Raw genomic sequence first — 22,526 nt, 5'->3', positions numbered from 1 at the left:
TCGTTTCTATCATTGATGTCATCGCATTCAAAATGCATACTCCTTCACGGTAAGGCCTGCTGGAGGAGAGCAGCCTTGGTTCTTGAGACCGACATGAGTATGAGATAACATGAGATCCGGGGCGACGACTGTCGTCTAGTCCTGCATGCATGGCCTTTCATCCTGTTGTGCGTCGTACCAGAAAATGGAGCGTTGCATTGCTGTCTTTCTGGTTAGCTGGAACCAAAGCTGTGCTTGAACGATATCATACCTTGCTTATCCAGACTTCATTGCGATATAAGTCAGTAACGGCAAGCGCCCTGCTGGTGAGTTATCGGCAGACTACTGCGGAGAAGACCCACAGATGAATATCAGCATAAAACGCGTTTATCAACCGCCGAAGAAAGAAGATGGGGTGCGCATCCTGGTCGACAGGCTTTGGCCTCGGGGGTTGACAAAAGAGAAAGCAAGCGTCGATATCTGGCTAAAGGAAATTGCGCCAAGCACCGATCTTCGAAAGTGGTTTGCCCATGACCACGGCAAGTGGACCGAGTTCAAGACGCGTTATCGGGCGGAACTCAGGGAAAACGATAAGCAGGTTGCGCTGCTCAAAGAACAGATAAAAAAAGGAAGGGTCACGCTGATGTATGGCGCCAAAGACGAAGAGTGCAATGAAGCTGTAGTCCTTCAGGAGTTTCTGGAGAAGCTCTGAACGGTATGGGTTTCATATCATGTGGTCCTTATTGATCGCTCTTGCGGCAACCGTTCCGGTCTATCTTCCCTTAATGTTTTGGACACATCAGGTCACTGGGCAAATCGCCTAGCTAGCGAATCGGCCCGTTTATTCGCGTTGGCCATCGCTACTGCCGGAACTGTCTGAAATAGGGTATAGGGTTCAGTTTCGTCAGGCACGCGCTTTTTCTCTAATTGCATGCACAGATAAGGCTATTTGTTCTGTCAGGAAAGCGGCGCGTCGGGTAAAGCGGAAATATAACGAAGCGCGGTGGCGCTGGGAAGGAAACAATAAGCTGCGCCACGGCAGGTGACAAAACGGGAAAGTCCGGTAAGCTCGACCGGATGCTTCTGATTTTCCATGGGAATGAGAAAAGTTGCGCCTGAGGCCGAGTTATTCCCGATGACGGGATCTTTGGTATTGCGCAAGCCGGGTGCAAAGCTTCCCTTATTGCTCCAGTCAGACATCAAAAATTCGAACTGATCCTTGAGGCTTACGCCGATAAACAGACCCAATAACCCGCGCTCGACTCCATCATCGGGATTGGCCGAATCATAAGGGGGCCCATAGGGAAGGCCGCGGCGGATAATGCGATGCTTGAGGCCGCCGTTTCCGGCTACCACGGAGTGGCGCGGATTCATGCGGCGAATATGCGATCCCAGCGGACAACGGTAGCCGCGAGCATCATCGAATGCATCCGGCACGCTGTCGCTGGGTACGTAGTCGAAGCTGTTGCGCTGCTCCAGGGGGATTTGTTCGTCCGCGGAATGAGGCGAAAGGGAAAGCGGAACGCCGTTTCGCCAGCGGCCGCAGAGCTTGGCGGCTATCAATTCCGGGTCGAGCCCGGTTTGACGGGCAGTTTCTGCCAGAAACTGTTCGAAGCCGTGGCAGTCCTGGGCCAGAATGCGAAAAGCCGCAAAGCTCCCGTTTCGGCCAAGCGCGGTAGGGGCAGGCACCGGATAAGTAAAGTCAGCATACTGGCTGGGGTAGCCGAGAAGGAATTCTCCAGCCGGCGCTTTTGGAAGTACATCCGGCATCACCGGCGGAAGCCCGCCATCGATGGACGGTTGCGCGAAGCCATCACGATACCCGAAGTGTGCCTTGCTTTCAGGCAGGCTTCGGGCTTCCTGCACGGAAAGCTCGGACATTGCGCCGTGCGGATAAGCTGCCCTGAGCTGATCGGTGGCTTGTACCAGCACATCCTCCGTTTCGGCGAAGAGAAGCAGCAAGATATGTAGATCAGGACTGGCGAATGGGCTCTTCCAATGCTTTGGACTGCTTTCTCCTGTATCTCCTACCCTCTCGGCACGGGCTGCGGCGCCTGCCACAAATTCTTCCGGAAAGGATGCAAGCGAGGAGGCGGGGAGCCCAAGCGCGGCAAGGCCCGTGTAGGTAAGCCCGACATTGAGGCAATATTGCGGTTTTACCGTCCAATCCGTGGCGGTCGCGAGCTTGGGCGCAACATCGGTGGTATCGGCATGGCCACCATTACTGCCATTGACCAATCCGCCCAAAAATCGTCGGGCAGGCTCCGCTTGTTCTACCTTCAAGGCAATTACACGTAGGACCGGCATCGCATAAGTGCGGAGGATGAAACCCTGGATGTCTTCATATGGCAAGTCAGGCATTGGAAGCAAGTCAGGCGGCGGAAAGGGAACTGAAAAATAGGAGGATTATCAGAGGGCTACCTTCAGGTCTGACTCAGCGAAGCCTGTATATCCAGCACCGTTGCCTGTGGGTAGGCGCTGTAGAAAGGCGGAATGCCGCCCAGATCGTTAGCTTTTATGTAGTCCCGGAAAGCGCTGCGATTGCGCTGCACGGGCAGGGGCGGCGCGTCCTTCATGTGCTGGAGAAGCACGTTGAACACGTCGCCTATCTCGTCGATGAACTCATTGAGATAATCGTCGAACGAGCCATCGTATGTCGTAATTATCGCCAGCTTGGTTTTATTTTCTAGGAATACGAAACGCGCGAAATGTACGATCTTGAGCTTATCCAGCGCCACCCAGACGGGATTTTTTTCTAGCGGCGCCGATTGGATTTTTTTTATTCGCTCATCGAGGATGTTGAAATCTTCAGGTGAACGGATAGTCATGACCAGGGTAAGGGGGCTTTGTACCGCTCTCGATGCGCCTGATATGGAGGTGTTCGCATCCGGCGGCAGCGCCGGGCCGATACGGGGGTGGAATAGACTCATGGGGATTTCTCCTGAGATTGGCGATGTGCCTATGGCTAACTTTCGAGCCCGTCGTTTTGCTATTGTAGTCCAGCAGCAGGTCGGACTTGAAGAATCGAAGTGAAAAAGTGAATGAGTGAGGGCAGATTCGAGAATTTTGAAGGCCAATAGTTATTTCCTGTAGGTTGAAAAAGCGGCGAAATATGAACGGGCCAGGCGCTTGGCAGCTGATTTCCTTTAAATCCGACAGACTCCAGGGAAGTGAAACCGGAAAAATTCATAGCGGGGTAAACCGATTGGCGTGTAGTACCGTACCGTCAATACCTTCATTCATGCTCATCAAAAAAAATATTGTTCCTTTGCAAAAATCGGCGAATAATAAACCCCAATGCAGAACTACAGGTTCTGAACGATGAATAAATTTCAAGTCATTTTCGCTGCCATTCTCCTGAATCTGTTTCTGGGAGATTCAGCTTGGTCGCAAGAGGAGAATCAGCCCAGGAGTGAAAACGTACAGGTTTTGAATCCCGTCAAGCAGATACTCGAACCCCATGATAAAAATATCAGGGTCGACGTACAGAATGATGGCGAGCAGATCATCATTGACGTCAGTTTTGTCGTTCCGGTTGCGCCCCAGAAGGCTTGGGCCGTACTGACCGATTTCGAAAACACACCCCAGTTTAATCCAGGTATTCTGTCCAGCAGGGTCACTGGCAGAATGGGCAACCACTGCCATGTTTTGCAAAAAAGTATCACGAAATACGGTTTCATTGTCTTTTCATTCGAATCAGTACGAGAAATAAAGCTGGTTCCCTTCGAGAGAATCCACGAACGCATGATTAGCGGCAATATGCGTAAAATGGAGGAGACCACGGAACTGCGGCCAGAACGAGGGCAAACGCGCATCATCTATCATGCGGTTCTTGTTCCCGGTGTATGGATGCCTGCCATGGTGGGGGATGTGTTCGTCAAACAGGAGGCGCGGGAGCAATTCCAGACATTAATCGATGAAATAATCAGACGAGAGCGCGTGAAAACCGTCAGCCGATAATGCAACGTCGCATTTGATATTGCACCATGGCGGAGCCGGCCTTTCCATCAGTAATGGAGTGGAAGCTGGAAGGCCAATATTATCTTTTTAAGAAAAGAGAATGAGAGGATCGGTCTGTCCGCTGGACATCCGGTAACTTGCCTCAAGGTCCGTCTTGCGCGTCGCTCGGTTCTCGGGGGGGTGGCTCGGCAGCAGACTCACGGCGCAAGCCCGGAATCTCGACCACGTTGTCCTTGTTTCTGCTGGGCGGCACATCGGACACGTTACCGTTTTTCCTGCTTTTGTGTAACAGGTAGGCTTGGAGCAGCAGTGAAATACCAAACCAGCCAGCGATCAACGCGAAAGGAACCACTATCAGCAGCGGTTGCACCAGCGCAAGCACGGCCAGAACCAGCAGCGCAGCGCCCCCGGACAGCATGATTTTCGCCTCCGCAGCGCCAAGGACAAGGCGATTGGTAATGGCTGCCCCCACGGTATTGCCTACACGGATCGCGCCGGCGGTAAGCCTTCCTGCGCTTCCGCTCTTGCCGCTACCCATCCCTGCGCGTTGCGACTTGGGGGGAGGCTCGGGCTCCTCGACCGGATGGACACGGTTTTTTTCACTGAGCACGATTTCGGTGGCGTTGTCCAGATCCTGTAGATACATCTGCTCCATTTCATGTGCGAACCCCAGGTTTTCCACGGCAACATCCAATTCCCAATTGCCGAGCCAACTGGCCAGATTGAGGTTGCTTGATCCGACACGTGCCCACCGTCCGTCCGCAACGGCAGTCTTGGCATGCAACATCGATCCATTCCATTCAAATACACGCACCCCGGCTTCCAGCAGAGGACGATAACCGGCGCGCGATATCGGCCGCAAAAACTTGAGGTCGCCACTCGATCCCGGCACCAGCAAACGGACATCCACGCCATCCATCGCCGCGCCTCTCAGCGCTTGCACGTAGCTCGTGGTGCCAACGAAGTAGGCATCGGTAAGCCAGAGGGTTTTTTGCGCCAATACCGCTATCAGTTGTTCGAGACGATATAATCCAGCGGTGGCTGCGACATGACCCAGCACCCTCATATCGACCGTACCTTCTATAGGAATTGACTTCTGGTCCGGCAGTTCGTCGGCAGGGATTTCCGGCCCAACCTCAGCCCAAGCGCGGGAAAATGACTGTACCACATCGGCAACTACCGGGCCGCGCACTGCGATGCCCGTATCGCGCCATGGTGGAATATCCCGTTCGGGATAACCTGCCCACATCTGCCCAACGCATAATCCGCTGACAAACGCAACACGATTATCCACGGAAAGCGACTTTCGGTGAAGCCGGCTCACCCAGCCCAACGGGCTGTTGAAGCTCGGTGGATTGAAGCAGCGCACTTCGACGCCGCCGTCGCTGAGGCGCCGCCAGTAGCTGCCCGACGTTTCGGTCAGGGCGCCCATCCAATCGTATAGCACTCTTACCCGGGAGCCTTCTTTTGCTTTTGCGATAAGCGCATCGGCAAACTGCTTGCCGATATTATCGTCACGAATAATATAATTTTCAAAATGAACGTTCTTTTCCGCCGAACGGATCGCTTCAAGCCATGCAGGGTAATTCTCTTTTGCATCCTTGAGGAGGCGGATGCTGTTGCCATGTACGAGTGGAGCTCCGGCCGCGCGGGAAAATGCTTGGACGGCCAGAATCCGTGCAGGTTGCGATGCTTCGCGCAAGTGTGCTTTCAGTTTTATGTTTGCCATATGTTATCGCATCATGCCCGCGTGTCGCGTCGCATCCTTTCTCCAATGCCGTCCCAGGTTTATAAGTGACAGCTCGGGCATTACTCCTCAACTTCCTCGCCGAACTTGAAATCGACATAGCACCGCATAGCGGCGATCAAGGGCGTGAGCCCTTTTTGCCGGTTTCTTCCGGATCTCATATATGCTGTACAGTGCTCCGAACCTGGCTCCAGGCTATGACTGAGGTTAATTCCCTCTCTTTCTATAATAGGCCCGCCTTGCGACCAGTCGAGCGACGGTTCCCAGCGAACATGATTGATGACGCAGTGTGAATCAATTACGTGCACTTCCGTTGCACCATTTGCTTTCGCCGCCCAGTAATCGAGCAGTTCGTCTTTAAGCTCGGATACTTTCATACCTGTCTCCTTTGGGAATTTTTCGGTGGAATCGCAGGGGCTACAGCTTCTGCATATGGCTCGCGTAATCATTCCGGTTTGCCTGTCATTGACAGAATTCATGATCGAGTAAGAGCGCCATGATCCGATGCTCATTTCATTTGGAAGTATGAAATCGTCTTTGACGTATCATAGCTATACAGTCAAGTCGGCGGCGCTTCGAACGCGCTCGCGATGGCGGCGGTAATAAGGGTAATAAAAAGGGTAGTAAGGACCCGTTTATGTTCTAGTATACTGCGCGTACGCAATGACAAACGTTTGCAACCGCACAGACTTTAACACTCATTCACCTATGATTTTAGCGATACGCTGCTTTAAGCGGGATCACAAAACCAGCATTTTTTAACTTCAGGAGATCGCTAATGAAAGTACGGTCATTGCTTTATCTGGTAACGCTTTTACTGACAGTGCCTATGCTGTCGGGCTGCTGGCTGCTGGCAGCAGCGGGCGTAGGCGCTTATGGCGGTTACAAGGCAAATGAGGAGGGTTATACACTGCAGAATCCAGTCAAAAAGGAGAGGACCGAGAATCGGGAAGAGAAGAATTAAGCAAGAGTGGCCAAGCCGCAATACAGGTAGAAACAAACGCGCGGGAAGAATCACGATTTTCACGGAGTGTCTCAGGCTCCCCTCAACTGATATTTTGACGAATTTCGATGCGCCTTTGCTTCTTCGATTCTTCGATTCAAACTGCGTGCGACTTCTTGTCTGTTCGGCTCTGCCATTCCGCTACCCATGCTTCAAACTCGTCGGCTGCCATAGGCCAGGCATACAGATAACCCTGGCCTTCCTTGCATGAGACGCTTTGCAGAAATTCCGCCTGCGCTTTGGTCTCCACGCCCTCGGCAATAATGCGCAAGCCGAGGCTAAGGCCCATGGCCACAATCGCCGCCGCGATGGCTTTAGCGTCAACATTGCCCGGCAAGTCCCGTACGAAGGACTGATCGATTTTCAATCTAGCGACCGTAAACTGCCGCAGGTATGAGAGGCTCGAGTAGCCGGTGCCAAAGTCATCGATTGCGACCTTTACTCCAAGAGCGTCCAGTTCCCGTAATTTCCCCAGGGTAGGCTCCATCCCCTGCATCACTACGCTTTCGGTGAGTTCCAGCTCCAGGTTGCCGTGCGATAGTCCTGCATCCCTGAGTGCGCGCTCAACGGTAACGACAAAATCGGTTTGACGGAATTGGACCGCCGAAACGTTGACCGAGATACATATATCCAGTAACCCGCGATCGCGCCATATCCGGGCCTGCCCGCAGGCTTCGCGCAGCGCCCATTCTCCCATTGCGAGAATCAAGCCGCTATCCTCTGCGACGGGAATGAATCGAATCGGCGAAATGAGCCCGCGCATAGGGTGCTGCCAGCGCATCAGCACCTCCGCGCCGATTATTCGCTCCGTCGCAAGCTCGATTTGCGGCTGGTACACCAAAAATATTTCGCCGCGTTCAGCTGCGCCCCGCAGATCGTGTTCAAGACTGACCCGTTCGATTGCCCGCACCGTCATGTCACGCGAGTAGAATTGATAACGGTTTCGGCCGGCTTCCTTAGCGGTGTACATCGAGGCATCTGCATTGCGTAACAGAATATTGGATTCCTTACCATTGTCCGGATAGATGCAAATGCCGATGCTTGCGGTCAACAGCAACTCATGCTCTTCAATCAGATATGGCTGCGATAATCCAAAAATAAGTTTTTCCGCAACGCGTGCCGCATCCTCTGTCGTTTCGATCTCGCTCAATAGGACAACAAATTCGTCGCCTCCGACCCGGCTTACCGTATCAACGCTACGAACTGAAGCTTGCATGCGTTCCGCCACAGCTTTAAGCAAATGATCGCCAATGTCGTGTCCAAGCGAATCGTTGATCGGCTTGAAACGGTCGAGATCCACGAATAGCAGGGCGAGCCGGCCAGAACGCCGTTCGGCGCGTTTAATCGCGACCTTCATCCGATCCGCCAGCAACGCGCGGTTAGGAAGCGCAGTGAGAGGATCGTAGTGAGCAAGTTGCATGATGCGCTGTTCGGATGCCTTACGTTCGGTGATATCTCGCGCGAGAACAATGAAGCGAGGCTCCAGCTCGGCACTCAGCTGCTTTCGGGAGACGGAGAGTTCAAACCACAACCTGCCTTTTTCTCCTGAAAGCTCCAGTTCTACTTGCTTGCCGGATGACAGCCCTTTTTTCTGAGCCTCCAGCAATGCTGACAGGACAATATCTGCCGCGCTCGGCGGAAGAACATCTGAAATTTTCTTGCCAAGCAAATCTTCAACAGGAGAACCAGGCAGGTAAGTGCGTGCGGAATGATAGGCATGGCAGCAGCCGTCGAGGTCTAGCTCGAATAGCAGATCGGGTATGGCATCCAGCGTGGCTTGCAACTGACTTTGCGCAGCAAGAATTTCGGCCTTTTGCCGCTCCTGCTCGGTTACATCGCGGATCATGGTGACGACGTAATGAACTTCGCCACTATTTCTGTGTACGCATTTGACATCCATGTTGGCCATCACAATCGAACCATCTTTGCGGAGGAAACGTTTGTTCGTTGCATAGCCTTCCGACTCTCCCCGCAGGACACGTTCCAGATCGGCAATGTCTTTTTTCATGTCCGCCGGATATGTCATCTCAGCCAGATTCTTTTCGGTGAGTTCCTCGCGGGAATAACCAAGCATTTCGCATAACTGGTTGTTGAATCGCAGCCAGCGCCTGGTTTCGGGAGAGATGATTGCCATACCGATAAATGGCAATTCGTAAAAATACTTGAGGAGGCGGTCTTGCTCGGCAGTGCGGACAATCAACTCCAGTTGATGAGCGCGTTGCTGCTGACGCCAGAGCAGCAGCAACATTACGCCTACCGTAGCCATCGCAATTAAAATTACCACGCTGACCCAGAATACCAGGGTCCATAATTGGGCAAGTACCTCACTATGATCGATTTTTGCGAGCAGCTGCCAGGCAGAGCCGGAAATTGGCCGGTAAACTGCGATGACCGGCTCCCCGCGATAATCGGTTCCACTCGCCGTTCCACGCTGGCCTTCTCGTGCTGCAATGGCGCCAGGCAAGTTTTCCCTCGCGGCTAACGATTGGCGTTGCAACGTGGCGCCCCCGGAGCTTCCGGTGTGGCGCAATTTATTAAGATAGGTGATATTTTCACCTGCTTTACGGATTAGCAGTGTCTCCGCGCTGGGGCTGCGACCGGGCCATTTTTCCACCAGCGGAACCAGAAATTGTTCGAGATCCGCGCGCAAAACGACGACTGCGACAGCCTCGTTGCTCATGCCATCGTGAACCAGAGGCACTACGATATCCAGCCGGGCTTCCCCACTTTCGTCCAGAAACAGGTCACTGCTCTGTATCTCGCGCGTCTGCAAGGCAGCAGTCAGTAATGTCCTGGTAATAGCAGGCAGTTTATGCGCATCGCCTAACGCCAGCAGAGGCTGTCCTTTTATATCCATCAGCAGTACAGACTCGTAGCTATAGGCCTGCCGAACCGCGTCCAACCGGCTGCGAATGAGCTGTTGCAGGCGCCCATCGGTATCGCGCTTCAGATTCACTATCCGCTCGACGAGCGCCTGACTCATCGCTAATGCTTCCGCATCCCCGTGTCGCTCGGCCAGCCAAAGCTCGATCTGTTCTGCTTTAAGGTCAACGATAGTTTGAAGATTCGCATATGCATCCCGCTCTATTTGTGGCTCATATATCTTGACGATGCCGATACTAACCAGGGGTGCGACCATGGCCATCGAGAAAAATATCAGCAATAACCGATTTAACGAGACGTTTCCGGAATCCGGTCCGGGTGACCCCGAAGGAATGACGTTGTTTCGACTCCACTTAAGCAGCAGATAAAACATGACACTACTGATCGCGACAAGAATCAGTTCTTTCGCGAGATAGGCACGGCTCCGCAAAACCGGATCATCATGGGAGAGCGAGATCAAATAGCCCGCAACGACAATCCAAAGCGTTGAAAAGGCGGCGTAAAGCAAAACGATGAGCCATGGGTTCCGACTCATCATATTACGGTTGAGCGAGAAAGGAACTTTATCATCGGATATTAAAAAAGCGGAGGCCACTCCAGAGAGAAGGGCCTTCCAGTTGATGACGTATGGCTCTTCTGATCATCTTGCCAACCATGGAATAATGGCAGAGCTTCTGCCTGCCGCTAGTTGAGCATAGAGTAAAGCGCTTTTCTGTGTGATGGCTAACAAAGCGCAGTATTAAAGAGCGCTCCGGGAATTCGCTGCTACTCAATGGATTTCTTCCCCATAGACCAGGAAGCATCATATAAGAGCGCGATGCAGAATCATACGGGTCAGGATGTTGTATAGGTATCAATCGCCTTCTTGATTTGGCTCAGCGCAAAAAATGGTATTAGAGTCGACAGTCCTTCGTCTTATCCAAACGGCCCATCTTAGCTATACTATGCTTACTGCCGCGGAGGAACATCATGAAAAACCGAAATGCCGTCATTGCCTTCATTTTATCCATGCCGTTTATCGCCTTTATTTTGCCGGGAAGCGCGTCCGCTGCTGAAAGTACCTGTCATAATATTCTTACGAATGGGTTCTATAGCGAGTATCCCCAAGCCGATGCTCGGCTGAGAGATCGATCGCTATACGCAGAATTATGTTCCTTGAATTTCGCGCAAGCATTGACCGCAGTCAAGCGCGCGCGTCAATCCGCCGATGATGGCTCGTTAGGTCTTTCATATGGGCTCTTCACTCTCGACGATGGTGGAACGAGCACCGGTGCGAACTCCGGGGCAGGCTCATCGGGCCTCGTCTTGAATGAGGAGCGATTCACGCAGTGGAAGAGCGGCTATTGCTCGAAGAATTCAACGGTGGATTCATCCCAGGCAGCGGAGTTTTTCATGCAGAGGTCCGCTGTCGGGCATCCTGTCGCATCGAAGGCGGTGGAGGACTGGTCTACTTGCATGCAGAAGCGCGAAGGCCTGACATGCTGGGCTTCGCCAAACTTACCGCATAACGAAGAATTTCTGTTGAATGTCAAATGGACAAAGACTGGCTCCTCAAAACCGCAGGTACAGCCTGAAGTTCGGCATTCTTTCCTCACCCGAGGTGCTGTCTCAAAATTCGAAGGCGCCGAAGCCCGGAGGATCTTACCAGTTGGCTATAAGTTAGATGCGGGAACGTCGCAAATTCGGGTGGCACGTCCAGCGGATAAGGCAATATTTGCCAACCTCAAGATAAACGATGAGGGCGCGGAACATAGCTGTAGTGTTTTCATACCAAGTGACAGCGATTTTACACTTTCAGCACCCTTCGTTAACCGATTGAAGTTCAGGTATCCGGGTTAATAGTAGCAGTAGCGTTCGCTTGTCTCAGCATCGCCACGCCTTTGAGAACGTCCGCGAATTTCTGGGCACGGTAATCCGGAGCCACATCCTTATAGGATTTTGCGCCTTGGTTGGAATCAATGAAGATATTCTTGATTCCCAGTAACTTCGCTCCATAGATGTCTCGGAACATGTCATTACCCACCCAGATCACTTCAGCCGGTTTGAGGTTCATGTTGCCGAGCGTTCGTTGAAAAAGACGGGAGTCGGGTTTTCTGAAGCCATAATGGCTGGAGATAACGGTAGACTCGAAGTAGCCTTCCAGCCCGACGGCACGGATTTCAGGCTGCGCAAAACAGGACTGGGCATCCGAGATGAGGGCCAGGCGGTAGCTCATCCGCAATTCATTCAATACTTGCTTGACGCCGGGATATAGCTGAAGGCGATTGCAGGATATGCCGCGGTAAATATGGGAAATAACCTTCGCTACTTGCCCCCGGATGGGCGCTGACCGGATGCCTTCCTGCATGAGTAATTCGTTCCATATGGCTTCTACATCAATTTCAGGATATTCCTCCCCGCGCGCTTCCTTCTGCTGCTTCATGATTTGATAATAACGCTCCCTTACTTCCCAGCGGTGCAAATATACTCCCTGGTAGGTCAGATAGTGAGCAATCGCGCGGTAGATTTCCTCCATCGACTCATTGGTCTCGATATCGATCAGAGTGCCGTAGAGATCAAATAGAATGCCTTTTATCGTCATGATTACCTCAACGTTTTTTTGGCTTCATCCAGTAATTGGCGGCTATATTTCTTACCGATCCATGCATTGCGGGCGATGCGCAGGAGGGTGAGTCCCGAATAAAAGGGGATACGCCGGGTGATGGCGCCGAAAGCGGCGTCACGATCAGGAAAGTGACAGGCATACTCCCATAGAAAATGCCCGATAAACGGCTCGGCCAGCCATTTATCACCGGTTTTCTGCATGAAGAAATGCTTGAGTTCTCCGACCACTCTCCCAAGATCAAAAACCCTGTCCGCCGATTTCATCCGTTCCAGATCGATAACGATCACCCAGGGGCCGTCGCCAAACAGAATATTAGCCGGGGTGACATCGCTGTGAACAAGGACCTGTTGGTCTTCCCACATAAAGGTTTTCTCCCGCCACTGGTCCTTGAACCGGTAAAACTCCAAAGCTTCGTCCCGCTCGACACGCCGGGCATTGGTCAATTGTTCCATAATGCGATCGAAATATACACCGTCTTTGTTGAAGTCTACTTTGCTGTCGTGTGCAGTTCGGTTGTGCAGTGTTGCGAGAAAATAGGCGAGTGCAGCAAGTTTTTGAAAAAGAATATCGCGGGCGTTTTCGCGAATCGCCTTGACGATGAAGTCCGCAAGCGGCGTGCCGTAGCAGAATTCTTCTACCAATACCTTATTCAGATCGGCGTTTCGCCCCAAGGGGCGCGCGACGTAATGCGGATAGCCTTTAAAGCCGATGCTTCGGAGATAATTCAGGTTATTGAATTCTCGCTCCATTCGATGAAAGGCGACCTCCGGCCCGAAGCCGGCGACGCCGCCAAAAAATTTTCCGATAATGCGGGTGTGGCTGTGGCTGTCTTCGTAGAGGTAGACGTGGTTGGACGCCGGTAGTTGATATACACGGAAGTCGGGAGAATTTATGCCGACGTCCAGCAGAGGAATAATATCGTTGCGAAGGTATGTATAAAAAGGATCATTCGTCGAGAGATGACCGAGGTATTTCATGTCCTGTTGATCACAATAATCATTGAATTCTCAAGGTCATGCATACGTAAAACTTACAGTGATCCCTTCGCCATTCGCTATATAACCGGCCGAGGTTCAGGTATGCGTAACCAGCCAGCGACATTAGCCTCTGAATATAATATCGAATACCGCGACCATGAATTCAGGCTCTTCTGTTCTTGGTGAGTGCAGCTTTACGATCAACGCTTCCGGATCGGGAGTGCTCTGGAGGTATGGATCCTTGTCATTGTATGGATCGCCTTCGAAGTACATCTGCGTTACGAGGACGTCGTGGCGGCCCTTGACGTCAAAATGAATATGCGCCGGCCTGATGCCGGTGATTCCCGCGGGATAATGTATGGGTTTGATTGTTTTGAACTGATAGAGGCCATCGGGACCGGTGGTTACCGCGCCGAAACCCTGGAAATTCGGATCGAGCGGCGCCGGGTTCGTATCGTCGGGATGCGTATAGCGGCCGAAAGCATTGGCCTGCCATATTTCGATCTCCGCGCCTGCCACTGGGTTTCCTGCAGGATTCCGCACGCGCCCGGTAACCATAAGAAGCTGTCCCTTTGCACGCCCCGACCCGCCGGGTACCCGAGTCAGGTCTCCGCTGCGATCGGGTTTGCTCATGATCGGATAAAAGGGACCCAGGATCTGATCTTGTGTCCGGTTCAGGGCCGGTTGCGCAAAAACTGTAGTGAGCGATGGCAATATGCCTGTAGCGAATATTGCAGCCGATGCTTTCAATATCATGCGACGACTCAACATGACGCGATGATTTTGCATTCTCTTATCCGGATTCATGGTCGATATCCTCTTTCATAATGGCAAGCTGGAATTAGATGCGGTTTTGGTTTTCTGCCGCAGACCGATCCCTGCAGGGCAATATGTTCCGCACCGGAAACCTTCTTTTCTAATGAATTCTTCCATATAAAATCATGTTAGTACAGAATGAGTATACGCCTGCGCGATCGATGCGCCGGGTGAAATCGCTGCTCTCGATCCAGACATTAAATCAGCTTTTCCACTGCGTATTCTGATAATGATATCAATATAGCTACAGCTTCGCTGGTGGATAACGGGGTCAGTGTTGAACCTGGGCATTTTTCAAGTGCAACAACCGGCGTTGCAGCGCATGCCCGGGCTTAGCCGAAGTTTAGATATTGCTGTCGTCGGCGGTGGACCGGCGGGTGCGATATGCGCGCTCATGCTCGCGCGCGGCGGCGCGCGCGTGGGTCTCGTACATTGGGGCGGTTATGCCGCAGGCGGCATCGAACTCGTGTCTGGCCACGCGCGTCACCTTATTGAACGCTACAGCCCCGATTTTTTTCAGAAGGCATCGCTCGGGGTAGAAGTCCACGAGACGATATCATTATGGGATACGCCCGAGCCCGTCACATTTAACGCAATGTTTAATCCATGGGGTGCCGGTATCGCAATAGAGCGCCCGCTTTTCGACCGGGCGCTGCGTGACGTGGCTTGCATGGCGGGCGTATTGATCATTGACGATGCCAAAATTGTGGGAATCGAGCGCAGCGGAGATCAGTGGCATCTCCTGATGCGCTCGGCCGCCGCAACCGTCGGGGATGAGGCCGGAAGTCATGCCTCTGCCAGTTTTCTAGTCCTTGCTACCGGCCGCGTGGCCGCACAGTTTGTTGACCGGTCACCCGTAGCCGAACCATCGAAGATTGCCTTGATGACGTTCTTACGAACGCCGGTTAGCGGGTCAGTTCCATCGCCCGGGAATACGCTTTATGTCGAGGGTATGGACAACGGTTGGTGGTATGCATTGCCCGTCGGGGACGGCAGTTACTTTGCCGGTTTCTGTACTGATCGCGATGAGGTTAAAAAAAGGCCTGCCTCCCTGAAGGAATTTTTTGTTCGCGAGCTTCGCAACACTCGGCTGCTCGCACCTCTACTGTCGGCTGCATCAGGAAAGATACAAATATCCGGCCGTATGGCTGGCGCCCAGGTGTTCGACAGGATGTCGGGAGAAGGCTGGATCGCTGTCGGTGATGCTGCTTATGCGCCAGATCCGCTCAGCGGAATGGGAATTGAATTAGCGATTGAATCCGCGCAGCTTGGGGCGCATGCGCTGCTGAAGGCTACGCAAGGATCAACGCAACCCCACGCACTCATGGGATTTGCGGAGTATGAAGATGCGATACGAGAGCGCGTGAGCCGACAGGAAAAGACAGCGGCATACCATTACGGCCGCCTTTGAAAACCTGGGGTACCCATCGGTATCGCCGGGTCATGAGCAAGGCTGATCTCAGCCGATCTTTACGGCCAACATGGAAATTGAGCCGCCATCAAATCCTTCCACCGGGAAACTGATTTTCTCATCTTTCCGGCGTTGTGCAAGGACGTAGAGAAACGGAAGGTAATGCTCTGGGGTGGGTACCGATAACAATGCGTCCTGCCCCAGTTTGTCATACGCTATGAGAGAATCGACATCGCCCGAGCTTAACGCTTCACGTACGACATTCTCGAACCGGACAGCCCAATCGTATGGTTCTACATTGTGCTTTCCCCATGCATACGCGTGCAAATTATGTACGATATTCCCACTGCCCAGGATAAGCACTCCCTGATCGCGCAATGGCGCCAGGCGTCGGGCCGTGTCGTAATGCCAGGCCGCTTCCCGGGTTTCATCTATGCTCAATTGGACGATGGGAATATCGGCGTCGGGAAAAATGTGCATGAGAACTGACCAGGCGCCGTGATCAAGACCCCAGCTTGTGTCCATGACCGCAACTGGCATCAGCAAATCCGCGACTTCTGCAGCGAACTCAAGGGAACCCGGTGCGGGATACTGAACTTGATGAAGCTCCGGGGGAAATCCGCCAAAGTCGTGAATAGTCCGCGGATGCGCCATGGCCGTGATTGCTGTTTTCGGCACGTACCAGTGTGCCGAAATGCAGAGAATAGCTTTGGGTCTGTGGGTGAGCGAGGCGCCGATCGCGGACCACGCCGCAGTATATGAGTTGCGGGAGATCGCATTCATCGGGTTGCCGTGGCCCACAAACACTGCGGGCATCAATGCCATGGGGTAGGGCATGGGATTAAATGAATATAAGAAGAGAGGCCGGAAGTGTCTCGTGACTCATCGAAATTTTCCAGTCACGAGGCCACTGCATAACCCGGGGGTTTCAAGCGCAATTTGTGTTGTCGGCGATAGCTCGGCAACACCGTAGCCATGACGGGAATGCCTGAGCCGGGTGAAGATGCAGGACGCCAGCCAGGCTTTCAGTCAAGCGCTTTCTTTATAAAGTGTGATGCTCTCATGCTTTTTCCTTTCCGGTATTTTTTCGATATTTACCCAATGCTGGTGGCCACTCGATTGGAAATGTCTAAACATTTTTTGTCGGAAGGCTGCCGACCTGAGATCAAACAATGCAGAAGCTAGGCCGAACACATCCTGATCATTACGTTTTTTCATTGTGCGCCCCTGAAGGGAATAAATAAAAAAGCTGAATAAACCATAATAAGTTTCCGAAGCAGTTGTTCGCCAAAAAGGGCGAAGGGCGTTTAAGGGCTTCCAATATTTTTTTGCCCGCTTTCGAAAAGCGTATACCGCTCCAGCTACGTCTTCAGCTTAAAACGAAACTTTTACAGTAATATGAAAGCTTCATTTCTCGAATTGCGCACATTGTCCGGGAACGGATCGGGTTTCGTTCGTGCGGAACCGAACGGAAGCTGCATTTGTGGCACAAGATTTTATAAGTTCGCGTTTTCGCAGAACTGATGAGAACGCCTGACATGAAAGTGGTGAGGTTGCTATCGTGTCGTCTGGTCTGTTGACGTTCTATTTGATCTTCGTAACCATCTATTTGATGGACAGGTGCTGCATGGAAACAATACGATGAATTTACTTTCCTTTATCTCAATGCAAAGCTAGCACGCCTTTTGCTTGTAGCGTGATATAAGTTTGCCGAATCTTTATCTAATTGCTATTCCTGAACATATCCGGCTATTATTTTGCCTATCCATTGAAACCTGGATTGCGTTCGCTATATCGAATTTTTGGATGTAACCCGGTTTATGAAAAACAGAATTGATTCCCGCTTTACCCCAGATTTCCGTGCCGCAGGCGACACGGATGAGCATCCCTGGTACCGGTCCCGCAGATTCAGCATCTTCAGCCTGGTATTTCTAATCAGCCTTGCTATAAGCCTGGCTTATGTTTACAGCCGACCAGCAATTTACGGTAGCGGCGCCACCTTGCTGACTTCGGCGATGACAGCCATAGACCGTGGAAGCAGCGAGGCGGATATTCAGCATGTCGCTATTCAGCGACAGATTTTTCTGCGGCACGAGCTTGCTGCAGAGACTGTGTCGCGACTCAAGGCGACATCAGCAGGCAAATCTCTGCAACGGCTGACTGCATCCGATATTCAGAATTTGTTGAATGTCGATCCCATCGCTGAAACCAATCTCGTTGAGATAAAGGCAGAAGGGCCCGATGCAAAGTTCTTGCCGCTGCTCATTAACACGTGGATAGATGTGTACCTGGATGCACGGACTGAAGAAGTCAAAAGATTGACAACCGATACCGAACATATTGTGGAGGACGAGGTAAAGCGGCTGGCTGATAAGGTTAGCTCTGCCCGGCTAGAGCTGGAGGCTTTCCGAAAAAACCACGATATCTCTTCCACGCAACGTGAGGAGAATGAAGCAGCAGCCCGCCTTAAAGGCCTGAACGATTCCCTCAACAAGGCCAGTGAGGATGAAGTGAAGGCGAGGGCCCACCTGAGTTCTATCCAGACCGCCATTGGCCGGGGAAAGGCGGTGGTTCCCGATGATGAGAAGGGCAGCCTGGTTAATCTTGAATCGCGTTTGCGGGATTTGCGCGAAAAGCTGGCGGAACTCGATAAAAAATTTACACGGGAGTATTTAAATCTGCAACCTGATTTGAGATCTATTCCAGAGCAAATCAAGGAACTGGAGATCGCAGTCAATAATAAACGTAAATACGGCGCAAGCGTGGCATTGACAGATGCCGAGATGGCGTATGCGGCCGCACAACAAACTGTTAGAGAAATTCGTGCTCAATTGAGTGAGCATAAACGGCAAGCATCAGCATTCACATCCAAATTTGCTGAGCACGATGCCTTGAAAACCGATCTGGAAGGTTTGGAGACACTTTATCGAGACGCGCAGGAGCGGTTGGTACAAGTCAAAACCGGCCGCAAAGATAAATATCCGCAGGTAACTGTCATTAGCAGGGCTTTTGAACCGGTGGAACCACTCAGGCCCAATTATAGCCGGGACGCTTTGATAGCCATTGTAGGGTCGCTATTGCTAGGGCTCTTTAGCGTATGGGTTTTCGAGTATTTGGCAACGCAAAAAAAAGAACAGCAGCCGCTTGTTGCGGTTTTTGGCGTGCAGGGCCATCCGGCCCCCTCTGCCCCATTAATCGAACATTCTCATGCCGCGCTCGGCGCCACGGCGGGCCAAATGGGGCAAAAAACAAACAATGCCTTGGCAGCCCCGGCGTGCCGGGAGCTTTCCAGTCATCAGCTAAGAATCTTGCTCAACGCTGCCAATCTAAAGGGAAAACAACTGATTGGCTTATTGCTCAGCGGATTGACTATCGATGAAGCCGCATCGTTGACGGCCGACCAGATCGATCTGGATGCCGCAGCCATCAATATGGCAGGAAGGTCGCCCAGAATCATTCCTCTGAGCAATTCCGTTAAATCGTCGCTCATGCAGTCAGGGGGTCATCCTGTATGGAACCCGGATGACCCAGGGACGCGCATCGATCTTTCCGCCGCATTAATCTGTGCGGCAGTGGACTCGGGTTTGCCTGATCCCCAGCAAATTACCGCCGAAGCAATCCGGCACAGCTATATCGCCTATCTTGTACGCCAAGGACTGCGGCTAGGGGACCTTGAGCAGGTCACGGGTCATTTGGAGCCTTCGGTCGTTTCCAGCTACAGCGCGTATTCACCGCCGCAACAAGGCCGGGATATTTACGAGATTGAGCTACTTCACCCTGCGCTAATGACAATGTCGGGCGAAGCCCGACCTACAAACCAGCAGGGAGGAATTTACCCTCGAGGATAAAACAACGACCCGCATGGCGGGTTTCACCGTCCGAAGATTTCTCACCGCGATCAGCCGCAATCGGTAGAGCAGGATTTACCCCCGGATAAAGCAACGACCCGCAAGGCAGCTTCGTCCGCCTAAACGAAGCGAGCGCGAAGCCGGCGCACCAAGCCTCTTACCTGTTCCGATGTAGAATTCCCATCGTGTATGGCTCCTGCCCGGACCCGCTCGTACCTTGTCAGCAATTCCCGGATCATGCCACCGTAACTGCCCCGTGATCATCGCAATGGTCGTCATGCGGGTGATGGAGGTGGCCATCGACAAGATAGTCCATGTGATCGCCATGCGGCACGGCTTCATGGCCGCAGTCAGGTCCATGTATATGTTCTTGCGCATGGCCCGCGCATTGATGTTCAGGCGTACAGCTTTCAGGATTGGCCGTGGTTATGTCTATCACATGCTCATCGAAATGGTTGCCGTGCGGGTGATGCAGATGCCCGTCATGCAGGTAATCGACATGCCCGTTGTGCACGATACCTGTGTGGCCGCATTCGGGTCCATGCGGATGAGTATGATTTTCATGCTGTGGCAGGATACAATTAGTCATTTTGCCGCTCTCCTCCAAAAAGAAATACGAAGCGCTAGAATACAAGTTTGACCCAATCTGCTACGTGCAGTTCCTGACGGTCCGGGTAACAAGGCAACGCAGGGCCAAAGCGAGCGCGAGCGATGGGATTTTGTTTGGCCGGTTTTCAAGTTTGTCCAATGGGAAACATTTGTCCAGCAGGCGCCAGGGAAAGAGGGAGAATATGTTCAAAGAAGCACAGGAAAATCTCAGTATGGAAAAGACAGGGTATGACAAATACGGGCGTTTGAACGGTAAGCTGATAATAGTAGGTTTCGGCAGCATCGGGCAAGCCTTGCTCAGGCTATTGTTTCAACATCTTGAAATACGCCCTGAACAGGTCAGGATAATTTCCGCTGATGAGAGTGGCCGGGATATTGCGCGGCAATTCGGCGTGGAATTTATGCTTCATATGCTGACAGAAGAAAACTACCCTGCCGCAATCGGGCCATGGCTGAACAAGGGAGATTTCCTGCTCAACCTGTCGGTGGACGTTTCCAGCCTTGCCTTGATCGAGCTGTGCTGGCAGCGCGGCTCACTATACCTTGATACTTGTATTGAGCCATGGTTGGGCGGGTATACCGACAAATCGATATCGGTATCGTTGCGCTCGAATTATGCATTGCGCGAAAAAGCCCTTGCGTTCGCACGCGAAAAGCGGGGAGGCCCCACGGCACTCGTAGCTCACGGCGCCAACCCTGGTCTTGCTTCTGCCTTTGTCAAACAGGCGTTGCTTAATATCGCCGCGGATACCGGCTTGACAATAAAGAGGCCGGTAAGCGCCGGAGATTGGGCCGAGCTGGCGTCTCGCCTTGAAATTAAAACGATCCACATCGCTGAGCGAGATACTCAGACTACCAACCAGCGTAAGCGTGACGATGAGTTTATCAATACCTGGTCGGTCGAAGGGTTCGTGGGCGAAAGTCTTCAGCCTTCAGAACTGGGGTGGGGAAGTCATGAGCGTCATTGGCCGCGGGACGGTGCACGGCATGGATTTGGTTGTGACGCTGCCATTTACCTTAACCAGCCTGGCGCTGCTACACGTGTGCGCAGCTGGGTTCCGCTCGGTGGCTCCTATCAGGGTTTTCTAATTACGCATAGCGAATCTATTTCCATCGCCGATCATCTTACGTTGAAAGAAAACGAAAAAGTAATTTATCGTCCCACGGTGCATTACGCGTACCTTCCTTGTGACGACGCCGTGCTTTCCATTCACGAATTGGCAGGCAGGAATTGGCGCTTGCAGTCCAACAAGCGAATCCTTCGTGATGAAATAGCGGACGGGGTGGATGAACTTGGCGTCCTGCTCATGGGTAACGCCAAGGGGGCCTACTGGTACGGCTCACGTTTGTCGATACAGGAAGCGCGGCGGCTAATGCCACACAACAATGCAACAAGCTTGCAGGTTGTGGCGGGAGTTCTGGCCGGCATGGCATGGGTGCTTCAAAATCCTGATGCGGGTGTGGTCGAGCCCGACGACATTGACCATGAGCTCACTTTGAAGATCGCACGGCCTTATCTCGGAGAAATTCTGGGTGTATATACCGATTGGACTCCTCTGTGCGATAGGGGATGGCTATTCAGTGAAGATGTGGATAGGAGTGATCCGTGGCAGTTCAAGAATATACGGGTGAGTTGAAACTTTCCACTCATGTAGCCGGAACAGGGGGTTACATCTAAAGACAAATCGTTTCTCTGCTGAAACTGAAGACCAATGGAATATGCGCCGCTGTGGCGGGATTCCTGCCTGAAATTGCGGAATATAGGAATGCGCGGAGTTCGAACCTGGCTTTACGGCGGGGTAATGCCGCGTTATAAACCCTATGCTTGTCGCCTTGCCAGCTTACGCCTAGTTCCGGTTCGATTGTTCCTGCGCGGACCTCGATCTGATAGCGGACATTTTTTCTTGCCGGTCGTTTTTTATGTCGTTTCCACGTTGCTGAGCCTTTGACTGAGAGTGCGTGAACTTTTTTTTCGTAAAAACTTCCGCTCCATGATCAAGCAAAGCAGTAACGGCGGTGGGTCCATCCGGGTCGTCATGTTTTTTCACTTTTTTCTCCTCACAAGAATCAGCAATAGAAAAAATTCAACCTTGTTCCACCTTCAACGTGATGTAGGGCACATAAATACATTAGTCAGAGGCGATTTACTTTGGTTCCCGGAGGTGGTAGCGGGTAGGGCGCGCTATAACGGATCCAGGCTGCTTGGAGAAGTGGTGGCAAGCAATTTGTTGTTCACATTTCCTGTGGATAAGTTTGTTGATAACCTATGTGCATGATGACTAAGTGGTCTTTATGTAACAATGTTTCTGCTTTTGGCGGTTTTTTAATCTTTACAGAACTGCATTTGTTATCAGCGGCTTGAACAGGAGGCTAGTACTCGGGAGGTTGGCCCAAGGCGATTTTGGGCAATCGTACCGATTGCGTATTGCTTGTGGCCGAATGTGGATTATTGCCAAAATGTCAAGAAAAAACTTTGCCGTTTTATGGCAGGGCTTGTGTTGATTCCAGGAATTTACATCCGGCGCGAGTTTGCGAAATTTATCTTTCGATGGGTCGAACGCGTATGGTGAGGTGTTTAAATCGTACGCTGCTGCTGGGTATGGGGAACCGCTACTGTAACCTGGAGTTGGGTGTCTGCCGGCGTTGTTGCGCCGAAAGATACCGGTTGCCGGTACCCCGCCCTGACCG

18 protein-coding genes are annotated in these 22,526 nt (G+C 52.2%); 7 read left to right on the top strand and 11 right to left on the bottom strand.

All coding sequences use genetic code 11. The annotated features are described in order from the left end of the window. The first annotated feature begins 343 nt into the window (after positions 1 to 343). On the top strand, positions 344 to 691 hold the full coding sequence (locus BUA28_RS12935; protein WP_072768532.1) for a DUF488 domain-containing protein: 348 nt from the start codon (positions 344 to 346) through the stop codon (positions 689 to 691). Between the two features lie 245 nt (positions 692 to 936). Here the strand turns inward: BUA28_RS12935 and BUA28_RS12930 are convergent, their stop codons facing one another. Next, positions 937 to 2,340, bottom strand: coding sequence for a Dyp-type peroxidase (locus tag BUA28_RS12930; RefSeq protein ID WP_072768531.1), 1,404 nt, complete (start codon positions 2,338 to 2,340; stop codon positions 937 to 939). Between the two features lie 62 nt (positions 2,341 to 2,402). After that, the gene (locus BUA28_RS12925) at positions 2,403 to 2,909 is read right to left on the bottom strand and encodes a hypothetical protein (RefSeq protein WP_072768530.1); all 507 of its coding nucleotides are present in this window, start codon (positions 2,907 to 2,909) and stop codon (positions 2,403 to 2,405) included. A 391-nt stretch (positions 2,910 to 3,300) separates the two neighbouring features. Between BUA28_RS12925 and BUA28_RS12920 the strand changes: the two genes are divergently transcribed. After that, a complete protein-coding gene (locus BUA28_RS12920) occupies positions 3,301 to 3,939 on the top strand; it encodes an SRPBCC family protein (protein WP_083570017.1) in 639 nt (212 codons plus the stop codon). A 142-nt stretch (positions 3,940 to 4,081) separates the two neighbouring features. On the opposite strand, the gene BUA28_RS12915 is transcribed toward BUA28_RS12920, so the two are convergent. Then, positions 4,082 to 5,668 (bottom strand): phospholipase D-like domain-containing protein, encoded by a 1,587-nt coding sequence (locus BUA28_RS12915; RefSeq protein WP_072768529.1) that lies wholly within the window; start codon positions 5,666 to 5,668, stop codon positions 4,082 to 4,084. Between the two features lie 80 nt (positions 5,669 to 5,748). Beyond that, the gene (locus BUA28_RS12910; RefSeq protein ID WP_072768528.1) at positions 5,749 to 6,063 is read right to left on the bottom strand and encodes a phage protein NinX family protein; all 315 of its coding nucleotides are present in this window, start codon (positions 6,061 to 6,063) and stop codon (positions 5,749 to 5,751) included. Between the two features lie 401 nt (positions 6,064 to 6,464). Between BUA28_RS12910 and BUA28_RS12905 the strand changes: the two genes are divergently transcribed. Then, positions 6,465 to 6,650, top strand: a complete 186-nt coding sequence (locus BUA28_RS12905) for a hypothetical protein (protein WP_072768527.1) — start codon at positions 6,465 to 6,467, stop codon at positions 6,648 to 6,650. A 136-nt stretch (positions 6,651 to 6,786) separates the two neighbouring features. Here the strand turns inward: BUA28_RS12905 and BUA28_RS12900 are convergent, their stop codons facing one another. Then, positions 6,787 to 10,110 carry a bifunctional diguanylate cyclase/phosphodiesterase gene (locus tag BUA28_RS12900; protein ID WP_072768562.1) on the bottom strand — a complete coding sequence of 1,108 codons (3,324 nt, stop codon included), beginning with the start codon at positions 10,108 to 10,110 and terminating at the stop codon, positions 6,787 to 6,789. A gap of 431 nt (positions 10,111 to 10,541) precedes the next feature. Here BUA28_RS12900 and BUA28_RS12895 point away from each other — a divergent pair, with 431 nt between their 5' ends. After that, positions 10,542 to 11,411, top strand: coding sequence for a hypothetical protein (locus BUA28_RS12895; RefSeq protein ID WP_072768526.1), 870 nt, complete (start codon positions 10,542 to 10,544; stop codon positions 11,409 to 11,411). Here the strand turns inward: BUA28_RS12895 and BUA28_RS12890 are convergent. The 3 genes from BUA28_RS12890 to BUA28_RS12880 all read right to left on the bottom strand — a co-directional run bounded on the left by BUA28_RS12890 (position 11,395) and on the right by BUA28_RS12880 (position 13,943). Further along, the gene (locus BUA28_RS12890) at positions 11,395 to 12,153 is read right to left on the bottom strand and encodes an HAD family hydrolase (protein WP_072768525.1); all 759 of its coding nucleotides are present in this window, start codon (positions 12,151 to 12,153) and stop codon (positions 11,395 to 11,397) included. The genes BUA28_RS12895 and BUA28_RS12890 overlap by 17 nt on opposite strands. Before the next feature lie 2 nt (positions 12,154 to 12,155). Then, positions 12,156 to 13,154, bottom strand: a complete 999-nt coding sequence (locus BUA28_RS12885) for an aminoglycoside phosphotransferase family protein (RefSeq protein WP_072768524.1) — start codon at positions 13,152 to 13,154, stop codon at positions 12,156 to 12,158. Positions 13,155 to 13,277: 123 nt separating this feature from the next. Beyond that, positions 13,278 to 13,943 carry a dioxygenase family protein gene (locus tag BUA28_RS12880; protein WP_218124755.1) on the bottom strand — a complete coding sequence of 222 codons (666 nt, stop codon included), beginning with the start codon at positions 13,941 to 13,943 and terminating at the stop codon, positions 13,278 to 13,280. 304 nt (positions 13,944 to 14,247) lie between these two features. Between BUA28_RS12880 and BUA28_RS12875 the strand changes: the two genes are divergently transcribed. Continuing rightward, positions 14,248 to 15,381 carry an NAD(P)/FAD-dependent oxidoreductase gene (locus BUA28_RS12875; RefSeq protein WP_178298046.1) on the top strand — a complete coding sequence of 378 codons (1,134 nt, stop codon included), beginning with the start codon at positions 14,248 to 14,250 and terminating at the stop codon, positions 15,379 to 15,381. A 48-nt stretch (positions 15,382 to 15,429) separates the two neighbouring features. Here the strand turns inward: BUA28_RS12875 and ygiD are convergent, their stop codons facing one another. Next, a complete protein-coding gene (gene ygiD / locus BUA28_RS12870; RefSeq protein WP_072768522.1) occupies positions 15,430 to 16,218 on the bottom strand; it encodes a 4,5-DOPA-extradiol-dioxygenase in 789 nt (262 codons plus the stop codon). A 192-nt stretch (positions 16,219 to 16,410) separates the two neighbouring features. After that, positions 16,411 to 16,599: a hypothetical protein gene (locus tag BUA28_RS12865; protein ID WP_072768521.1), complete on the bottom strand. Its 189-nt coding sequence runs from the start codon at positions 16,597 to 16,599 to the stop codon at positions 16,411 to 16,413. Between the two features lie 602 nt (positions 16,600 to 17,201). Between BUA28_RS12865 and BUA28_RS12860 the strand changes: the two genes are divergently transcribed. Then, positions 17,202 to 19,229, top strand: a complete 2,028-nt coding sequence (locus BUA28_RS12860) for a GumC family protein (protein WP_072768520.1) — start codon at positions 17,202 to 17,204, stop codon at positions 19,227 to 19,229. Between the two features lie 235 nt (positions 19,230 to 19,464). Here the strand turns inward: BUA28_RS12860 and BUA28_RS12855 are convergent, their stop codons facing one another. Further along, positions 19,465 to 19,818, bottom strand: a complete 354-nt coding sequence (locus tag BUA28_RS12855; protein ID WP_072768519.1) for a hypothetical protein — start codon at positions 19,816 to 19,818, stop codon at positions 19,465 to 19,467. Positions 19,819 to 20,020: 202 nt separating this feature from the next. Here BUA28_RS12855 and BUA28_RS12850 point away from each other — a divergent pair, with 202 nt between their 5' ends. Beyond that, positions 20,021 to 21,475 carry a homospermidine synthase gene (locus tag BUA28_RS12850; protein WP_256598320.1) on the top strand — a complete coding sequence of 485 codons (1,455 nt, stop codon included), beginning with the start codon at positions 20,021 to 20,023 and terminating at the stop codon, positions 21,473 to 21,475. Positions 21,476 to 22,526 lie beyond the last annotated feature (1,051 nt).

It is taken from the genome of Nitrosospira sp. Nsp11 (assembly GCF_900142705.1).
In the GTDB taxonomy this organism is placed as follows: Bacteria; Pseudomonadota; Gammaproteobacteria; order Burkholderiales; family Nitrosomonadaceae; genus Nitrosospira.
Note: the sequence above shows the minus strand (reverse complement) of the source record. Positions and strands in the feature narration are given on the sequence as shown.